The 18,465-nt window shown below is 30.5% G+C and carries 18 protein-coding genes; 1 reads left to right on the top strand and 17 read right to left on the bottom strand.

Annotated elements, in window-relative coordinates; genetic code table 11:
• Positions 1 to 330 precede the first annotated feature (330 nt).
• From P3X86_RS03535 to P3X86_RS03520, 4 genes are all read right to left on the bottom strand, one after another.
• A complete protein-coding gene (locus tag P3X86_RS03535) occupies positions 331 to 849 on the bottom strand; it encodes a DUF6144 family protein (RefSeq protein WP_483291246.1) in 519 nt (172 codons plus the stop codon).
• 195 nt (positions 850 to 1,044) lie between these two features.
• Entirely contained in the window at positions 1,045 to 2,235 is a 1,191-nt protein-coding gene (locus P3X86_RS03530) for a pyridoxal phosphate-dependent aminotransferase (protein WP_483291245.1), read from the bottom strand.
• Between the two features lie 28 nt (positions 2,236 to 2,263).
• Positions 2,264 to 2,632, bottom strand: coding sequence for a PadR family transcriptional regulator (locus P3X86_RS03525; RefSeq protein ID WP_483291244.1), 369 nt, complete (start codon positions 2,630 to 2,632; stop codon positions 2,264 to 2,266).
• Positions 2,633 to 2,645: 13 nt separating this feature from the next.
• The gene (locus P3X86_RS03520) at positions 2,646 to 3,479 is read right to left on the bottom strand and encodes a PHP domain-containing protein (protein WP_483291243.1); all 834 of its coding nucleotides are present in this window, start codon (positions 3,477 to 3,479) and stop codon (positions 2,646 to 2,648) included.
• 253 nt (positions 3,480 to 3,732) lie between these two features.
• On the opposite strand from P3X86_RS03520, the gene P3X86_RS03515 reads away from it, so the two are divergent.
• Positions 3,733 to 4,230, top strand: a complete 498-nt coding sequence (locus P3X86_RS03515; RefSeq protein ID WP_483291242.1) for a hypothetical protein — start codon at positions 3,733 to 3,735, stop codon at positions 4,228 to 4,230.
• A gap of 2 nt (positions 4,231 to 4,232) precedes the next feature.
• Here P3X86_RS03515 and P3X86_RS03510 read toward each other — a convergent pair whose 3' ends face one another.
• The 13 genes from P3X86_RS03510 to P3X86_RS03450 all read right to left on the bottom strand — a co-directional run bounded on the left by P3X86_RS03510 (position 4,233) and on the right by P3X86_RS03450 (position 18,199).
• On the bottom strand, positions 4,233 to 4,856 hold the full coding sequence (locus P3X86_RS03510) for a hypothetical protein (RefSeq protein ID WP_483291241.1): 624 nt from the start codon (positions 4,854 to 4,856) through the stop codon (positions 4,233 to 4,235).
• Positions 4,857 to 5,384, bottom strand: coding sequence for a P-loop nucleotide/nucleoside kinase family protein (locus P3X86_RS03505; protein WP_483291240.1), 528 nt, complete (start codon positions 5,382 to 5,384; stop codon positions 4,857 to 4,859).
• Between the two features lie 180 nt (positions 5,385 to 5,564).
• Positions 5,565 to 7,529, bottom strand: coding sequence for a sigma-54 interaction domain-containing protein (locus P3X86_RS03500; protein WP_483291239.1), 1,965 nt, complete (start codon positions 7,527 to 7,529; stop codon positions 5,565 to 5,567).
• A 137-nt stretch (positions 7,530 to 7,666) separates the two neighbouring features.
• Complete coding sequence (locus P3X86_RS03495) at positions 7,667 to 9,097, bottom strand: MFS transporter (RefSeq protein WP_483291238.1); 1,431 nt, start codon at positions 9,095 to 9,097, stop codon at positions 7,667 to 7,669.
• A gap of 21 nt (positions 9,098 to 9,118) precedes the next feature.
• Complete coding sequence (locus P3X86_RS03490; protein WP_483291237.1) at positions 9,119 to 9,997, bottom strand: proline iminopeptidase-family hydrolase; 879 nt, start codon at positions 9,995 to 9,997, stop codon at positions 9,119 to 9,121.
• A 441-nt stretch (positions 9,998 to 10,438) separates the two neighbouring features.
• Positions 10,439 to 10,771 carry a hypothetical protein gene (locus P3X86_RS03485; protein ID WP_483291236.1) on the bottom strand — a complete coding sequence of 111 codons (333 nt, stop codon included), beginning with the start codon at positions 10,769 to 10,771 and terminating at the stop codon, positions 10,439 to 10,441.
• Positions 10,772 to 11,065: 294 nt separating this feature from the next.
• Positions 11,066 to 11,293, bottom strand: a complete 228-nt coding sequence (locus tag P3X86_RS03480) for a hypothetical protein (RefSeq protein WP_483291235.1) — start codon at positions 11,291 to 11,293, stop codon at positions 11,066 to 11,068.
• 153 nt (positions 11,294 to 11,446) lie between these two features.
• Complete coding sequence (locus P3X86_RS03475) at positions 11,447 to 11,851, bottom strand: NUDIX domain-containing protein (RefSeq protein ID WP_483291733.1); 405 nt, start codon at positions 11,849 to 11,851, stop codon at positions 11,447 to 11,449.
• Positions 11,852 to 12,015: 164 nt separating this feature from the next.
• Positions 12,016 to 12,720 carry an HAD family hydrolase gene (locus tag P3X86_RS03470; RefSeq protein WP_483291234.1) on the bottom strand — a complete coding sequence of 235 codons (705 nt, stop codon included), beginning with the start codon at positions 12,718 to 12,720 and terminating at the stop codon, positions 12,016 to 12,018.
• 63 nt (positions 12,721 to 12,783) lie between these two features.
• The gene (locus tag P3X86_RS03465; RefSeq protein WP_483291233.1) at positions 12,784 to 13,638 is read right to left on the bottom strand and encodes a GNAT family N-acetyltransferase; all 855 of its coding nucleotides are present in this window, start codon (positions 13,636 to 13,638) and stop codon (positions 12,784 to 12,786) included.
• A gap of 392 nt (positions 13,639 to 14,030) precedes the next feature.
• Entirely contained in the window at positions 14,031 to 14,654 is a 624-nt protein-coding gene (locus tag P3X86_RS03460; protein ID WP_483291232.1) for an L-2-amino-thiazoline-4-carboxylic acid hydrolase, read from the bottom strand.
• 12 nt (positions 14,655 to 14,666) lie between these two features.
• Entirely contained in the window at positions 14,667 to 16,430 is a 1,764-nt protein-coding gene (locus P3X86_RS03455; protein WP_483291231.1) for an ABC transporter ATP-binding protein, read from the bottom strand.
• Entirely contained in the window at positions 16,427 to 18,199 is a 1,773-nt protein-coding gene (locus tag P3X86_RS03450) for an ABC transporter ATP-binding protein (protein ID WP_483291230.1), read from the bottom strand. The genes P3X86_RS03455 and P3X86_RS03450 overlap by 4 nt, the downstream gene beginning before the upstream one ends.
• Positions 18,200 to 18,465: the final 266 nt, after the last annotated feature.

Genomic DNA, 18,465 nt, shown 5'->3' with positions numbered 1-18,465 from the left:
ATCACATATATATTATACTATAGTTTTGATAAGTAATACATAGTTAATTTAAATTATTTTGTTTAAACATTCGTGTTTTTGTCTATTTCATAAACCTTTTATTATTTATTAAACATTTCTATGGAATGTATTATGTAGATAATAGGGATTTTCATCATATTTTATGTAGTTTGTTACATAAATTTACTTAACTCAAAATCCACTTCTGCTGATTGATTTATCAGATTTCACGAATTATAAAGGCGTTTTTGTTGTATTTTGTTCATGTTTTTTGGTGCAACAATAAAAGACTTATTGCATTTAAGCAAAAAAGTCTTTATTGAATACTTTTTATTTGTATTTAATTATGAATTTACATTCAGAATCACCTTTGATTATTGATTTTTTTAATTCCACTTTGATTTCACTATTTAAAAACGTTTCAAAAAATTCTTTAAACCAACCTACCGAACAATTGCAATATGTTGCTGATAACTTATTACTATGCTTCACATTAGGACAGTAGCATTGTGTATATGAAGCATATATAACATCATTTTCTTTATACATATTGCCCCCACCTATGCTCTGTTTATTCAAGGCTTCTAATACTAAATCAATATCTTTTAATTCATTCATAAGTGTTTTAGCCTGTTCACCTAATTTAGGATCTAAACACATTCTTCCACAATGTTCTAATGCCTTTGAAATAGCTTTATTATCTAATCTTTTATCTAGCACATTAATCAATCTAGATATATTTTCTTCATTTTCAAAATTACTTTCCGTTACTACTTCTTTACAGCTCTTTGCATCTTCCTTTTCAATGCTCACGCATAGATTATGAAACCAAAATTTTTTAAAATCCATTTTTTCATCCCCTCTATAGATAGTCATGATTCCAAGTGACTTGTTTATAATCTAATAATATCATTCGTATCATGACAACAGTTTGTCATGAATATTATAAAACCATACAAAATCTATAGATAAGACTAATTTTATTCATTAAAAATGCTCTTTGATTAGCAAGTAAATATACTAGCTATTCAAAGAGCTTATTTTTTATTCTTCTACTAATTCTTTAATTCTCTGTATCCCATTCTTGATGTTATCATATGATGTTGCATAAGACATTCTTATATAATCATCAGTACCAAATGCACTTCCTGGTATAGTTGCAACTTTTGCTTCATCTAGTAGCACATTGCAGAAATCTAGTGATGATTCTATTTTCTTTCCTCTTATAGAAGTTCCTTTCATGTCTTTTATATTAACCATAACATAGAATGCTCCAAGAGGTTTTCTGCAAGATAGTCCTTTTATATCATTTATTGCATCTACCATGTACTTTCTTCTCTCATCAAAAGCTTTTCTCATCTCTTCTATCTTGCTTTGATTTCCATTGAGAGCCTCTATACTAGCATATTGAGATATAGTACACGCATTTGATGTAGTATGGCTTTGGAAGTTATTTATGAGCTTGATTATATCTTCGTGAGCTGCTACATAACCTAATCTCCAACCAGTCATTGAGTATGCTTTAGACATACCATTTATAACTAATGTATTATCCTTGTATTTATCAATTGAAGCAATGCTAAAATGTTTAGCTCCATCATATATTAGTTTTTCATATATTTCATCTGCTACTATGAACATATTATTTTCTATAGCTATATCTCCTAAAGCTATTAGTTCTTCTTTGCTATATACTGTCCCAGTAGGATTATTTGGTGTATTGATAATCATAGCTTTTGTTTTGTTAGTTATAGTTTTTTTAAGGATTTCAACTGTAGGCTTAAAATCATCTTCTTCCTTAGTTTCAATGATAACTGGTTTTCCGCCAGCTAACATTATCAATTCATAATAACTTACCCAATAAGGCGCTACAACTATAACTTCGTCACCCTCATTAAGTATTGCACATAACGAATTATACAAACATTGCTTAGCTCCATTAGATATCAATATATTTTTAGGCTCATACTTTATGTTATTATCTTTTTCCAATTTATTGCATATAGCCTTTTTTAACTCTAATAATCCAGAAGCAGCTGTATATTTAATTTTCCCTTCTCTTATTGAAGATATCGCTTCATCTTGAATATTTACTGGTGTATTAAAATCCGGCTCACCTGGAGCAAAACTTATTACATCTACACCATTAGCCTTTAGTTCTTTAGCTTTTGAACTTATAGTTAATGTTACTGATGGATTGATACTACTTAGTTTTTCTGATAATTTTAGTTTCATAATATATCGCCTCCACTATATGTTTATATTATTTTTTATAAATATCTTTCATTATTGTATTTAGTATAGCCAGTGAATCATAAAAGCTCTTTTCATAATAAAGTCTTAGATGTTCGTATTGTTTATGTCCTTTATCTGTTATCTTGTAATGTCTTATAGTTCTTCTTTCTGGCTCTTCCCACCAACCTAATAAATACTCATCTTGCTCTAATTGTCTAAGAAGTGGATAAACCATGCCAGGACTAGGCTCCCATTTGTAATTTAATCTAGTTTTGATTTTTTCTATTATTTCATTCCCATAACAACTTTTTTCTGACAACAGATGTAGTATATAAAGCTTTACAAATGCTGTTGTACTTATCTTTGTAGGGAATTGTCTATTCCTTTTATCAGTCATACTACACCTCTTTCTATTTATATATTTCTACACAAATATTATTTTCTATCTTACATCTTTTTTCTAAATCTACAGTATAGTTTCCCAAGCTAGGTTCATCATCAATAAATACATCATGAAAATCTGAACCGCCTGTTATTATCATGTTTTTTCTTTTTGCTATATGTAATAATTCATTCCTTACACGCTTATTGTTCTGTGGATGATAAATTTCTATGCCGTCAATATTAAATCTGTTTAGTAATATACTATAGTCTATCTCTAAAAGCCCAGGATGAGCTAGAACTGCAATTCCACCATCATTATGTATCAAATCTATGCCATCTTGTAATGAAAGCTTATACCTTGGTACAAAAGCCTTTTTTCCTTCAAGTAAGTATTTTTTAAACGCTTCATCTACATCCTTTACATATCCTAAACTATGTAACTCTCTTGCTATATGTGGCCTTCCTAAAGCCGTAGACGGATCATATTTTGCCTTCATAGTTTTATAATCTATGTCTATACCTATATCCTTTAGCTTATTTACCATTTTGACTGCTCTACTAGCTCTTGCCTCTCTTATATTATCAAGCACGTTTTTTATTTTAGATGATTGGTAATCAAAACAATATCCTAGCAGATGTACTTCATATCCATTATATATACAACTAAGTTCTACACCCGGTATTAAGATCATACCATCTCTCTCGATATATTCTAAAGCTTCCTTTAATCCTGCCAATGTATCATGATCAGTGATAGATATAGCATTAATATTTTTGTGTTTAGCCCATGATATAATTTCTTTTGGATTTAATATTCCGTCTGACATAGTACTATGTATATGCATGTCCGCTTTAATCAATCAACCACCTCCTATTCCACTTATTTTAACTATACTTATTTTACAATAAATAATCCAATTTTAACAGTATAAATAGTATATTTTTCTAAAAACATATAAAAAAATGTTATATTCTAATGTGCTTAATAATATTAGAAAAAATTAATGTACTTTAACTATATTATTTAATAAAATTAACTAATGAGAGTAAATTTATTTACATCGAATTAAATTTATTATAACATTATGTTAATAAATATTATGGAGGTGTTTTATGAGTAAAATAAAGCTTTACAATGTTATATTTCCACTGTGGATGATATTATTTTTACCGCCAGTTATCTTTGTTACTATATGCGGAAATTTTATAATTGATTTGTTAGTGCTAATATTATGTTATTACATATACAAGGTTAAATGCCAATATCCTTTAAAAACCTTCTGCTTTAAGAATATATTTAAGGTATTTATATTTGGCTTTGTTGCAGATTTTATTGGTGCGTTATTATTGTTTGTTACTGTAACGTTATTTGATGATTACTTGCCTAATGGTATCACTAACTCTATAATGATTAATCCATTTAGTAATATATATGGTTTTATGATAGTCGCATTAGCTATGCTTATAGTTGGTTTTTTAATCTATATCTTAAATCATCGCTTTACCTTTAAGTATATAGAAGATGCAATGCTTAGGTTTAAGTTATCTCTTACTATAGCAATTATAACAATACCTTGGACATTTATGATACCTATGAAAAAATTCTTTTAAAATTATTTAAATTCCTTTTTAAATCTCCTAGCAAACAATAATGGTATTGGTATAAACATCATACACCATGCCATTAGAGCTAGTGTGCCTATTGTCTGACTATCGTTATCTCCTACAAATAGTTTAGTCATAGGTAGTGCTATACATACTACAAATATACCATGTATTTGTAGTATCAATTTCAAAACACTATCACACTTATTCTTTGGCTGTATTGATACTCCTACAAAGTATGTCGATACTGCCATTATCCCATAACCAATAAGATTTATACTAAACATCCAATTGCCTGTATTTGTGTAATCAAATAGATTCATGAGTTCACTTGATAAAGTACCATTATTTATAATAGTTAGCTGTGTAAAATATGTCAAACTTACGAACACAGAATATATAATACCAAAAGATTTACCTACTTCACTTGCTACTTTATGCTTTTTTCCACAAAGATAACTAGAGACTATTGTTACTATGATATATGACCATGACAATAATATACAAGTAGCATATGAGAGCATGTCAATCATTTGTGTCCTATTTATCAACGATAGTAATAAAGTACTGAAAAAGATTATTATCGTCAATGTAAGTATATTCGCTGAAAAAATGCCAATCTTTTTGTTCATTTAAATTTTTCCCCCTTTATTTACAAGATACTTTATTATATCATCTAAACTATAGCTGTTATACGAAGTTGTATCTACTATCATATAATTATATTTACTAGGTCTTATTGATTTATTTGAGCTTTTATTATATCTATCTAAAGATGTTGTATCAATTTGGCTGATATACTTTTCTCTATTATATATACGGTGCTCTATAACCTTGTAATCTTCTACTCTACATTCTATATACTTATAAGTAGCTCCATTATTTTTTGCTATATTAATACCACTAATCAATGATTCTTCGTAGTAACATGGCGTATCTATTATAACGCTCATTCCTTGTCTTAGATATTGATTAGCTAAATCAAACATCACTTTGTAAGATGCTTTATTAATAACACTATCGCGAACTCCTTCATCCATCATAGCTGATTTTATGATATCTCTATCTATTACTACTACAGAACTAAGTTTATCTGCAATCTTTATAGCTAACGTAGATTTTCCACTAGCTGGATATCCTGCCATCTGTAAAAGAAACATACTTACCTCCTACTCATTTTATATAAACCACCTTTTAAACTTTTCCTTCTTAATTCAACATATTGTACCTACCCCTACTTAAAAAAATAAAACTCATCAAGAGTTTTATTTCTAATAATTTTTTACTTAATATTGTTTCAAAATGTTACAATCATTTTCTTTTCAATATCTAATAACAATTTACCATCGTAGCTTTCGATAAAGAGTTTGACGACTGATTCCCAATCTCTTAGCTGCAGCTGTAATATTTCCTTGCTCTTCTTCTAAAATTTTATTAAGCAAGAATCTCTCAAACCTATAGTACAAACCCTCTTCTTTATCCTGTTTTACTATTTGTTTTTCTTGATCTATAATCTTACGAAACATATAATGACTAACTATATCATCCGTAAGGTGATCTAAGGTCAATATTTCTTCATTTTCTTTGATGATCAATGCTCTTTCAACGATATTGCTGAGTTCACGTACATTCCCTGGCCAATCATAAGCAATTAAAGCATCCATGAAAGTATTAGACCAGATTACAGGCTTTAAGTTTAAGTTCTGCGAAAATTCTCTAACTAAATGCCTTGTAATCAAAGGGATATCCTCTTTCCGATCACGTAAATGAGGAATTTTTAGTTCTATAATTTGAATTCTGTAATATAAATCTGCTCTAAATTTACCCAAGGTAGATTCTTTAAGTAAATTTTTTTTAGTAGCTGCTATAATCCGAAGATTAACTGGTATCTCATCTACACCGCCTAAACGAGTAATCCTGTTAGTTGAAAGCACTCGTAATAGCTTAATTTGGACACTTAACGGCATACTCTCTATTTCATCTAAAAATAAAGTTCCACCTGATGCGAACTCTATCTTTCCGATTTTACCACTTTTAGATGCACCAGTAAATGTTCCAGCCTCATAACCAAAGAGTTCGCTTTCTATTAATTCCAATGGCATAGCTCCGCAGTTGATAGCAACAAATGGACGTTTTTTCCTTAAGCTTGCATTATGAATGGCTTGTGCTAAAAGTTCCTTACCAGTTCCACTTTCGCCATATATCATAACATTAGAAGATGTCTCTGCAACACGCTTTGCCATAGTTTTTAGTTGTGTCATTACTTTAGTATCGCCAATAATATTCTTAAAGTTATAGGTTGCTCTATTACCTTTTATTTTATTATGCCATTTGGACATACCTTCAATGTCCATAATAGATACCAAAGTCCCTACTGGCCGATTTAAAAGAGTTATTGTTTGATTAGATGCTAAAAAAGATTTTCGTCTTTTTTCAGTCTGCAAAAACACAAGTTGCTCTTCAAAATCAACAGCTCTGTATGCGTTCATCTTTTTTAGCTTATTAAGAATTTCCTTTTTAAAGTTACTAGATGACTTATCAATGTCCAACATTTCCAAAGCTTTTTGATTGTAACCGTGCACTACATTAAATTCATCTATAAAAAACGTGCCCTCATGGGTGTGTTCTGTAATTCCTTCTAAAATCTTTATATATAGCTGAATAGTATTCAAAGTTTCATGTAAAAAACCGTGTTTATCGAACAATTCTGCCAATTGCTTAGCAACAATCATCATTTGCTCATCACAAGCTTCAACATCTGCTACTACATAGATTACCCCTAATAATCGTCCTTCACCATCAGTATAGGGTGCTGCATATCCTGCAGTGTACTTCAAGCTTGAAATATAATGTTCTCCTCCAATGACACTACAAGGTATCCTTTCATTAACACAACAAGCTACAGCATTTGTACCAATCACAGCCTCAGACATATTCTCAAATACATGCTTTTTATCCTTCATATCATTGCCTTGTGCATAGAGACAAGCTATATATAAACATTGTTCATTGTATATAGTAATAGTACAATTAAGTTGCTTTAAATAATCTAACAAATTTTTTAGTTTTTGGTTACTAATTAAATGTAAAAATAAGCGCCGCAATTCTTCTTTGCTAAAAATCTGTGTCATGAATGGAATATCTCTGCCTTTGTGATTATGATGAATACCCATGGTTCGTGATCTATTCCAGGAGGATTTAACATAATGAGATAAATCAGCCTGCTTAATTGGGTTATTGTTCATAAAATTCTCCCATAAAGTCTGAAGATATATGTCTCTTTCATTTGAATAGCCATGTTTCATGAACTTGCCTCCCATTCTTCACTTTTCCTATATCCATTATAACACATACTATCCTGCTACAGTAACCACATCATACTCTTGATTAAACTGTTTGAGAAAAAACTTATAGATTATTATTCAATGTAAAATATTTCTTTTTAAATCAAATCCTTAAAACTACTATCATCATACTGCTCATTATTTTTCTTTTTAGCCAATGCTTCCTTTAGAGCATCAAAGGTTTTACCGTCAAGTTTATACAAAGTCATAATAAGTGCACTTATTATAAAAAATGCTGGTGCACATACAGTTGCAAGCATTTTTATACCACGCACAGCTTCGGATGTTTGTTGTGTAGCATCTCCAATATATCCAGTAAGCTCCATAATATAACCCATTAACCACATACCTAAAGCAAACCCTAATTTCTGAAAAAGGAAGATGATTGAAGTTATAACCCCTTCTTTTTTTAATCCTGTCCTATACTCATATGCCTCACAACAATCATACATCATGGATTGGAATAATCCAAAGTAGTTATTATGCCCAAAAGATGCTACAACACAAAATACGAGTAATAATGCAAAAGTAAAATCAAAGAAAGAATAAAGCATCTGTATAGCTCCAGAACAGACAATTAAATAAATATAAGCTTTACGCTTACCCATTTTAATCCCTAATATATTACTAATTGGAATAATAATTAAACCAACTATCGACATAAATGTAAAAAAGACAACCTGATTATCTCCATCAAGATGCATAACACTATTCATTAAATACATATAAATACCACTTGTGATTGAAAATCCTATACCATAAATTGCTACAGCAATAGCTAGAAATCTAATAGAGCGAATTTTAGCTACATCTGTAAGTGTTTTTAGGATAGACTGACCTTTTTCTTCTTCTGGTTCCATTACTATAGATTCTTTACCTCTAGTATAATTCCAACTAATTAATGCTGCTACTGTAGATGCTGCACCAAAAATACCAGCAGCTATTGACCATGCGGTTTGAGTAGATCCAGTAATTGCAACAAATTTATCAACAACTACCATCGTACCTGTACTAGCCACAAATACTCCTAATAATTGAAATGCAAGACAGTAGAATCTTACTGAAGTTCGTTCATTATAGTCATCAGTTATTTCTGCACCTAAAGCCATAAATGGCACGTAATAACATGTATACGCTGTATAAAAAAACATAGAAACGCCTATATAATACACAGTTTTAGTAGTTTCAGGAAAGTTTACTGCCGTAAACAGTAACCATAAAGCAATCCCTATTGGTACTGAGGCTATCAATATAAATGGTCTTCTACGACCACATTTCCATCGTATCTTATCAGAATAATATCCTATAATTGGATCCGTCACTGCATCCCAAATACCTGCTATAAGTGAAACTAGTCCAGCTGTTGCTGGCTTAACTCCTGCAATATCGGTGAGGAAGAATATAAAGAAAAACACAAATACATTAGCTGATATAGAATCAGTAAGTTGTCCTACCCCATATAATAACTTGGTACTCAAAGAAAGTTTTCTTAACTGTTTGTGACTATTTGTTGCTACTTTTTCACTCATAATTACTCTCCCTTCTTTTTATTATATAGTTTCTAAAAATTTCTGTAACCTAGGATAATAATTCTCTACATCATCTAGAAAAGCAAAGTGACTTCCTTTTGGACAAATTAATAATTCGGCATTTGGAATCCTACTTGCCATTTCTTCCTTATCTTTAGCATTCATAGTATCATATTTTGCACCTATTATCATGGTTTTAACGCTGATATCTTTAAGATCGTCCCATCTATCCCATGATTTTAATGTGCCAGTAACAATAAATTCATTGTTGCCTTGAAATTTGTTGTATACATTATGTGCCATTTTTTCTGGTGCAAAAAATGCTGGCCATTCTTCTCCTCTAAATATACATTGTGGATAGAGTTTTTGAAAAATAATCTCTTGGTAGCGTTTATCATCATAATCTTCTTTAGCTTCTATAGCCTCTATATAAGCAAGCTCTTCAGGTTCAAGCATATCCTTTCTAACCTCAGATAGACCCTTTTCATAGGAGTCATTACTAGCTGTCATATTAGAAATTATTACCCCCTTTAGATATCCCTGATTTTGATACTTCAAAGCATATTCGATTGCCAACATACCTCCCCATGAATGTCCAAGCAGAGCAAAGTACTCTAGTCCTAATCCAGCTCTAACCTGCTCTACTTCATCAACATAACGCTCTAGAGTTAACAGACTATCATCTTCCACTGGATCTGAATAATATGATCCTAACTGATCATAATAAATCAATGTATATTTCTCCAAATCCATATACTGTTCCATAGCTTCAAAACATTCGTGACATCCTCCTGGGCCTCCATGTAGCAATAGGATTGGTAATTTTCCTTTTCCGACACTTCGGGTGTAAACTTCATAGCCTTCATTTAGTTTGATTTTTTTCACGTTACCATTTATCATAGATATACCTCCCGTAGTTTTATTTATCAATGTAAAAAAACATTATAGTTTTATATAGCAATTTTTATTCCAAAATTCTACAATAAATATATTAGAACTATATTTCATAAATAATATTGTTCTTGAGAGCCTTAGTATACTAACTCATTTCATTTAATAATTCTAATATTTAATTTTCTAAAAAAACAAAGAGTGTTTTATTACCACTCTTATGTGTAACTTTTTGTTACTATGAATTAAAGTGTCACTTTTTGCAACACTTTTATGTTCATAGTTGTAATTCTTATATTACTAGAATAGACAAACCTAATACAGTACTATAACTTTTATAATATATTGATTAAAAAAAGCGTCAAAACCTATATGGCCTTTACGCTCTATCATTTTAAATATATTTTTCAATAATTGCTTTAAGTCTTTAATTACAGGACTTTTAGTAAATTAAAGTATGAAATTATAAGATCTATATTTATCAGTTATCTCAAACCCTGCTTTCAACGCTGCATTCAATTCATCTGCTGAATTTTCATCAATAAAATATACAATTTCCTTTACCATGCCAAACTCATTATACAATGTACTTAACATTTCATTAATCAGAATACTTTCAATACCCTTATTTCCATATTCTTTATCAATAAATAGACCAAAAACTTCTGTGCAATATTCGTTTTTCCTAACAAAAATACTTGCATGAATTGCTCCATCTTGTCTAAAGGCAAATATTCTAAATCTCTCTATATCTTTTAACAGGTTTGAACTATCATAATACATCTCTAAAGGAATAGCATGTATGTCATGAAACTTAGCATAATCTCTAAAATTACTTTCATTAATATTTTCTATGCAATCATGGTTTTGATTTATTGGAGACTCTAAATTATATAATCTTGTAACAATACTAGATTCATTGCACTTTAAGTTCTTTTTCTTAAAATATTGTTTTGCATTTATATTAGTAGTAGGTACACCTATAAATAGCTCATAACCAGATAAATACTCTTTTATATAACCTATAAATTCTTCTGCAATTTGGTCAAAATTTTCTTTTATTAAAAGCCCTGTAGTTTAAACATATTTTTCATCATCGATCCAATAATAAATACATACCCCACATAATACATCATTATGATAACAAGCTATTATGTTTTTATTATCTGATTTGATAGTTCTTTCAATGTTTTCTTTAATATCTACCTTTGACTCCATTCTTGGATAGCTAGCATATAAATCATTCTTACTTAATTCCAATACAAAATCAATTACTTCATCTACTTTATGTATTGTTTTTATCATGTCTATACCTCTTTTATCATTAATTATTCTGTTCTTTTAAGTTATAGGTTAGGGTTTCTAATATATCCCTATTCACATGTATAATAATTTTATATAATATTACTAACCATAACTAAGCTTGTATAATTATCATTTATAGTTATAATTTAACTCTTACCACATGCCATAATAGGGGTCATTTCCTTCTAAATACTCTTTTAATCTTCTTCTCGTCCCTGGAGATAAACCTTTTAAAGTATCATCTATCTTACAAAACTTATATTCTTCAATCTCTATACTAATTTTGTCATGGATTTCAAATTTTTTAGATTCAAACATTATAATATTATCATTTTTATTTTCATAAAAATTGTTATAAACTCCGAATAATTTCATATCATATATTTCTATTCCTAGCTCTTCTTTTAATTCTCTACAAATTGCTTTTTCAAAAGATTCTTTCTTTTTTACTCCACCTCCAGGCAAATACCAATAATTATCATAAGTATGTCTTACTAAAAGAACTTTGTTATTTTTAATTAATATTATTCTTACTCCAACTGTAGTAGGTTTAAGGATTTTATTCTTAATTTCAAAATTTTAAGGACAAATTTAATAATTACTTTTATAAACTTCATACTTACAATATTTCCTCCTTTTACTATACAGCAATTTGCTCTAGAAGTTTTATTGTATAGAGAATTACTATGAATTGTTTGTGTTTAGTGTATGATAGACTGTCTCTACTCCACTATATCATAAATTCTTGTTATAATTCTATCGGGTACTATGTTTATATCTTCCGTAAGACCTATTTCCTCAAAATCATTCCAAATAGAATAAATCCCCAATTCTTGTGGTGCTTGAACATCCCAAATTAGATTATCACCTATAGACCATATTTGATTAGGTTTAACATCCATATAGTCCATAACTGTCTTATATATTCTTATATCAGGTTTACCATACCCTACTTCCGTTTCAATCAGTATAATATCAAAGTATTTTTCTAACTCAAATTTTTCTATTTTATATCTTTGAATCTTCGCTTCTCCATTTGTTATAAGAGCTAATTTTATACCTTTTTTCTTAAGTATTTTTAGCGTTTCTTGTGCCATTGGAAAGAATCTAAGTGCTTCAAGTCTCTTTTCTGAAAATATATCTGCAATTAAAATGCTATCTTTTCTTGGCAAATTTAACTTATCAAATACATTACTTATTATTTCTCGTCTTGCTTCCTTGTGGTTTTTTCTTCCTCTATCATTCTTATTTTTATCGTTCCAATATGCAAGTCTAATATCAGTTATAGCTGTATAAAGAGTTTGAGAATCAACAACATTATTAGTCTTTGCATAATCATCACATATCAATTTCCACGTCTCATTAGCTGTACCCTTTAATGATATAATTGTATCATCTAAATCAAATATAATAGCATTTGGCAACATAGATTAAATCTCCTTTATAAATATATCTAAGTCATGATGCTTGTCCCAATATATTTTATTAAACTATAATCTGCATTTATACATTTTGAATTTATCAGTGATCTCAAATCCAGCTTGTAAAGCCGCATTTAATTCATCTGTTGAGTTTTCATCAATAAAATATGCAATATCTTCTATCTTGCCAAATTCATTGTATAACTCTATTAGCATTTCATTGATTAAAGCACTTTCTATACCTTTTTGTTCATATTCTTTGTCAATAAATAAACCAAAAACTTCTACACAATATTTGTTTTTCCTAACAAAAATACTTGCACAAATCTCACCATCTTGCTTAAAAGCAAATACTCTAAATCTGGTTAAATCTTTTAGTAAACGTTCGCTATTATACCACATCTCTAAAGGAATAGCATGTTTGTCATGAAACTTAGCATATGCTTCAAAATTACTTTCAATAATTTTTTCTATACAATCATGGTTTTGATTTTTAGGTGATTCTAAATTGTATAAAAATGTGACAGTACAAGAATCTATACATCTAAAATGTTTCTTCTCTAAGTATTGGTTTGCATTTATATTGCTGGTAGGTAAACCTATATAAAGTTCATATCCAGCTAATTGCTCTTTTATATAACCAATTAGTTCTTCTGCGATTTCATCAAAGTTTTCACTTATTAAAAAGCCTGATGTTTGGGTATATTTATCGTCATCAATCCAATAATAAATACATACTCCACATAATACATTATCATGATAACAAGCTATAATATTTCGGCTATCTTCATTTATAGCTCTTGTAATATCTTCCTTGACATCTTCCATTGAATTATTTCTTGGATAACTAGCGTGTAAGTCATTCTTACTTAATTCCCATACAAAATCAATTACTTCATCAACTTTATATATTGTTTTTATCATGTTTATACCTCTCTTATAATTGATATTTAAATTGACATAGCTATACATCTATATATTTTGAACCCTTGAATAATATTTCTACATACATCTTGCAATTCCTTCAAATTATGGAGTAATGACACTAATTATGTTGAAAAAAGCGATGTTGTCTAAATATATTTTGATTTATTTAACTTAAGTAAATTATATTATAATTAGGTTACTCTGTTAGATATTAAAGTTTGTATTTGAAATAGCACTAATAAAAAAATACTATTAAGGCTGACATCAACTATCATAAAAAAGTTTAAGCAAATACATCACTGTACCTGCCTAATTTTTTTTTGATATTCTTTTCTGTTTTTTGGAAATATAATACCTGCTAAAGGGGAAATACTTAGAGTTTGGCTAAACTACTCTTTAGGAACAACATGAAAATTACAAACTTCATCACCATTCCCTATAGTCTTTGTACGAATCAATTTTCCACCCATCATATCAGTAAATGGGTAATCCATCTTACACATATATTTAACCAATTCAAAGCAACCTTCTTTTTTAGCTAGTTCACATAATCCACACTGGGTATATGTGGTGTAATATTCATGCTTGAGAACTTGGTGGGTAAATACCCATCTCATCGGAGAGGTCATTTGCTGTGATTCAAGGGCTAAACGTGACTTCATCTCATGGTCTTTTACTGAGAACGCATCTTTCTTTGTGTAAATCCTCTTTACAAACGATGCATTAGCAAAGTTTATTACCATTTTTTCAAACATTGGTTCATCTACTAATTCAGAATCTGCTTTATGTGCTGAAAACATCACAGCACCACCAAGTAATGCGCCTGTCATTGTACTATCTTCAACTGCTGGTGTTCTTCTTAGTATGGCTTTATATTCTTTTTTCATCGCACGTTTAAACACCTTTAGTCTTTTACTATCAATTTTTTGTTTTAGAGTATTATGCACAATTCCTCCAACCATCTTGTAGGTAAACATTGCTCTTAAGTTGTATTGAAGTGTCTTTTTATTCATAATATATACCTCCTAAACTGACCAAGGTTTGACCCTTTGTTGGGCTGCCCACATTTTATAGTATTTTCCTTTAAGAGCTATTAGGTCATGATGTTTGCCTTTTTCAATGATTTCCCCGTTGTCCATGACTAGAATCTGATCGGCTCCAACAATGGAGGATAATCTGTGTGCTATCACGATGACCGTTTTGTCTTCTACTAGTTTATCAATAGCTTGTTGAACCGATACTTCACTTTCTGTATCAAGTGCAGCTGTAGGTTCATCAAGTATAACAATTGGCGCTCTTTTAAGTATAGCTCTAGCGATACTAATTCTTTGACGTTCTCCACCAGAGAGTGTCCCTCCAATATCTCCAATTGCTGTATCATATCCTTTTGGAAGGCTACTGATAAAATCGTTACAATGGGCAGCCTTAGCAGCAGCAACAACTTCTTCATCTGCAACATTAGAATTATCCATACGAATATTATTCATCACTGTATCGTCAAACAAATAAACATCTTGGAAAACAACTGAAATATGTTTCATTAATTCTACTTGAGACATGTGACGAATATCCGCACCACCTATACGAATACTTCCTTGTTGAATATCTGCGTAGCGCATAAGTAACTTTGTTAATGTAGTTTTTCCACACCCAGAATGACCTACAATGGCAGTCATACTTTTTTCCTTTATCTGAAAACTAACTTCTTTTATTGTTTTTTGATTTTGTCCTGTATAACTGAAATCAACTTTATCAAAACTAATTTCATAACCCCTAGAATGTTCTAACGGTATCAAAGTATCAAGAGCTTTGATGTTTAAAACATCATTTACATTGTTTAGTGCAATATCTGTCATTTCAAATATATTGATAACTGAAACAAATAATGACATTGGTTCAACTAATCTAGCTACAATTAGTAGGCATGCCGCCAATGTTAGTAATTCCAATGTATTTCCCAAAACAAAAGATGCTCCAAAGAATAGTAACATAAGAAGAATTGCTTGAATCATAAGACCTAAAGTAGCATAAGGAAACTGTGTTCTACTTAATCCAGACACCTGAATACGTCTTACATCATCAATAGATAATCGCAGTTTCTTTGCATTAGCACCAGTACGATTTACTGCTTTAAGTACGGGTAAACCTTGTATATATTCAATGAAGCTTGCTTCTAAATCTGCATTTGCATTACTTAACGCTGACTTTTCAGAAACATTTGTATTTCTGATTTTATGATACAGAGGTAACGCGAGTGGGAACATGATTATCATAAACAATGCTAATCGCCAGTCTATTAACATAGTTATTACAGTGATTGTTGTGGGTACAAAAATTAGCTCTATTATCATAGATGCAACTGTACCCATTGCTATAACTGATTCCTCTACGTTATTTGAGAATATAGCATTTAGCTTACCTGTCTTAAAGACAGTTAGTGTTTCTAGAGGCATTTCTCTCAGACTTTTACCTAATCTAATCCTTAGATTATGGGCTATGTCTACAATGTTACCCGAAAAGTCGAAGTCATGTGCCATCCACTTTGCAATTAATGAAACAGTTCCAGTAATTATCATAACTACGAAAATTACCGTTACCTGTTTTTTGTCAGGGTTAGGTGAAAACAGCTGTTTTATAAGTGGATAGAACATCGCAAAGACTGTTCCCTGTGCTATATAAGCGATAATAAATAATCTTATTGATCGTACAAACAGGTCTTTTTTCTCTCCAGTTGCATTAATAGTAAGTCTATAAAGTTGCTTTAGTGGTGTATACGTTCTATTCTTCATACCGCATCTCCTTTATGATGTACATCCCAGTTTTGTGCCAATGTATAATTTCTCCATAAGTTAGCGTAGGTACCACCTGATGCAAGTAATTCATCATGTGTACCAATTTCTGTTAATTTTCCTTTGTCAAAAGCAATTATCTGCTCTACATCTTTAATCGTTGATAGCTTATGTGCAATAACGATAACTGTCTTATGTCTCATAAGATTAGAAAGTGCTTTAACTATTTCTTCTTCGTTTTCAGGATCTGCAAACGCAGTTGCTTCATCAAGAACAATAATAGGTGTGTCTCTAAGAATTGCTCTTGCTATTGTAATTCTTTGTTTTTGTCCTCCAGACAGATTGACACCTCTATCACCTGCCATTGTTTCATAACCATTAGGCAAGCTCATAATAAATTCATGAATTTGAGCTGATTTTGCAGCATCAATAATTTGCTTTTTTGTTGCATCTGTTTTTGCAATACCAATATTGCTCTCTAGTGTATCGTTAAAAAGAAAAGTATCTTGAAAAACAAAGGAAACTGTATTCATCAATATATTTGAGTCCATATCTCTTATATCAATACCACCAATACGAATACTTCCCTCTATGACATCCCAGAATCTTGGAATTAATCTAGCTACCGTACTTTTTCCGGCTCCACTTGGGCCAACAAGTGCAGATGTTGTCTTTTCAGGTACTGTAAAATTTATGTTTTTTAATGCATGAATATGGTCATTGTTATAGCTAAAAGAAACATTATTAAATGTAACATCATAGTTGCTGGGAACCTTTGTTACTTTTGGTTTTGTAAGGATTGGCAAGTTATTTGTTTCATGAATCCGCATAGCAGATGCATAGGCTTTTTTAAGAGCTTGACTAAACCACATTAGTGGCATTAAGGCTTCTGCAAGACCTGTACTGATCATAATAGTTGCTATAAACCCTGATAAACTAAGTTCATTAGAAAAAACAAGTACCATGCCTACACCTGTGACAGCTAATAATGTTGGTAACGGGCTCAAAATGATTAAGGCAATCTTTCCGGGAATTGCTGAGAGATTAATCCAAGTTTTCGTGTAATGTCTGTATCGTTCAAGAGCTACGTTATATCGTTTAGAAGAAGTGCTTCCATCATCAAAAGTTCTTACAACAGGCATTGCTTGGACAAACTCAATAACTGCTTTATTAATATCAGACTGACTTTGTTCATACCTTCCTCTATGTTTTGCATCATCTTTTGTCGCTCCATGCATGAGAATCATACCTAAAATGAGTACACCTATAGCTACAAGAGCTATTCGCCAATCAATAATAAACATTAATATTAAAGATATAATAGGCGTTGTAGCACTTTTGCCTATCATTGGTATACTATCTGCAACAAAAACATGGAGACTTTTAACATCGTCTAAAAGTACTTTTTTTAATGACCCAGTTCCTGTCGTAATCACATAACCTAAAGGCACATCTGCCAAACGACTTGTGAGATTTTTTCTTAATATGGTTTCAAGTTTAAATGCACCAAGGTGTGAAACAATAAAGCTGTAATAACGGATAGTGAATGTGATTATAATTATAGTGGTTAAAATCCAAAACGACTGCCTAAAGGTTAAGTTTAAACCAAACAGCTGAAGTTCTCCTCCAAGAATAATTCCGATAATATTTGCTAATAGCACATTCCCTAAGATCATTAATATTCCTTGGACCATCGCAAGAAATATTGAACCTGCCATATAATTATTTATAGGTTTTGTAATCGCCCAAAGCCCCTTTTTATCTGTCATGTTAATTCCTCTCTTTCTTGTTTTACCCTCTATACTATTTGTATGAGAGATAACTTATAAATTCTATGACCCTGCCAGAAACCTTAGCTAAAAATTTATGCATGGGTAATAACTATGATATATTTCACTTTGTCTTTTTAGATTTTATCTGCTTTTTACTATTGAAAAGCTCCTCACCTCCTAGTTAAATTGACATAACCAAGATAACATGTTAGAATTTAATTGATAAATGTTATCATTTATAGTATAACATTACTATTTTACAA

Source organism: Abyssisolibacter sp. ZYX002 (assembly GCF_056892235.1).
The sequence above is the reverse complement of the archived record's forward strand: the minus strand, read 5'-3'. Positions and strand labels throughout refer to the sequence as shown.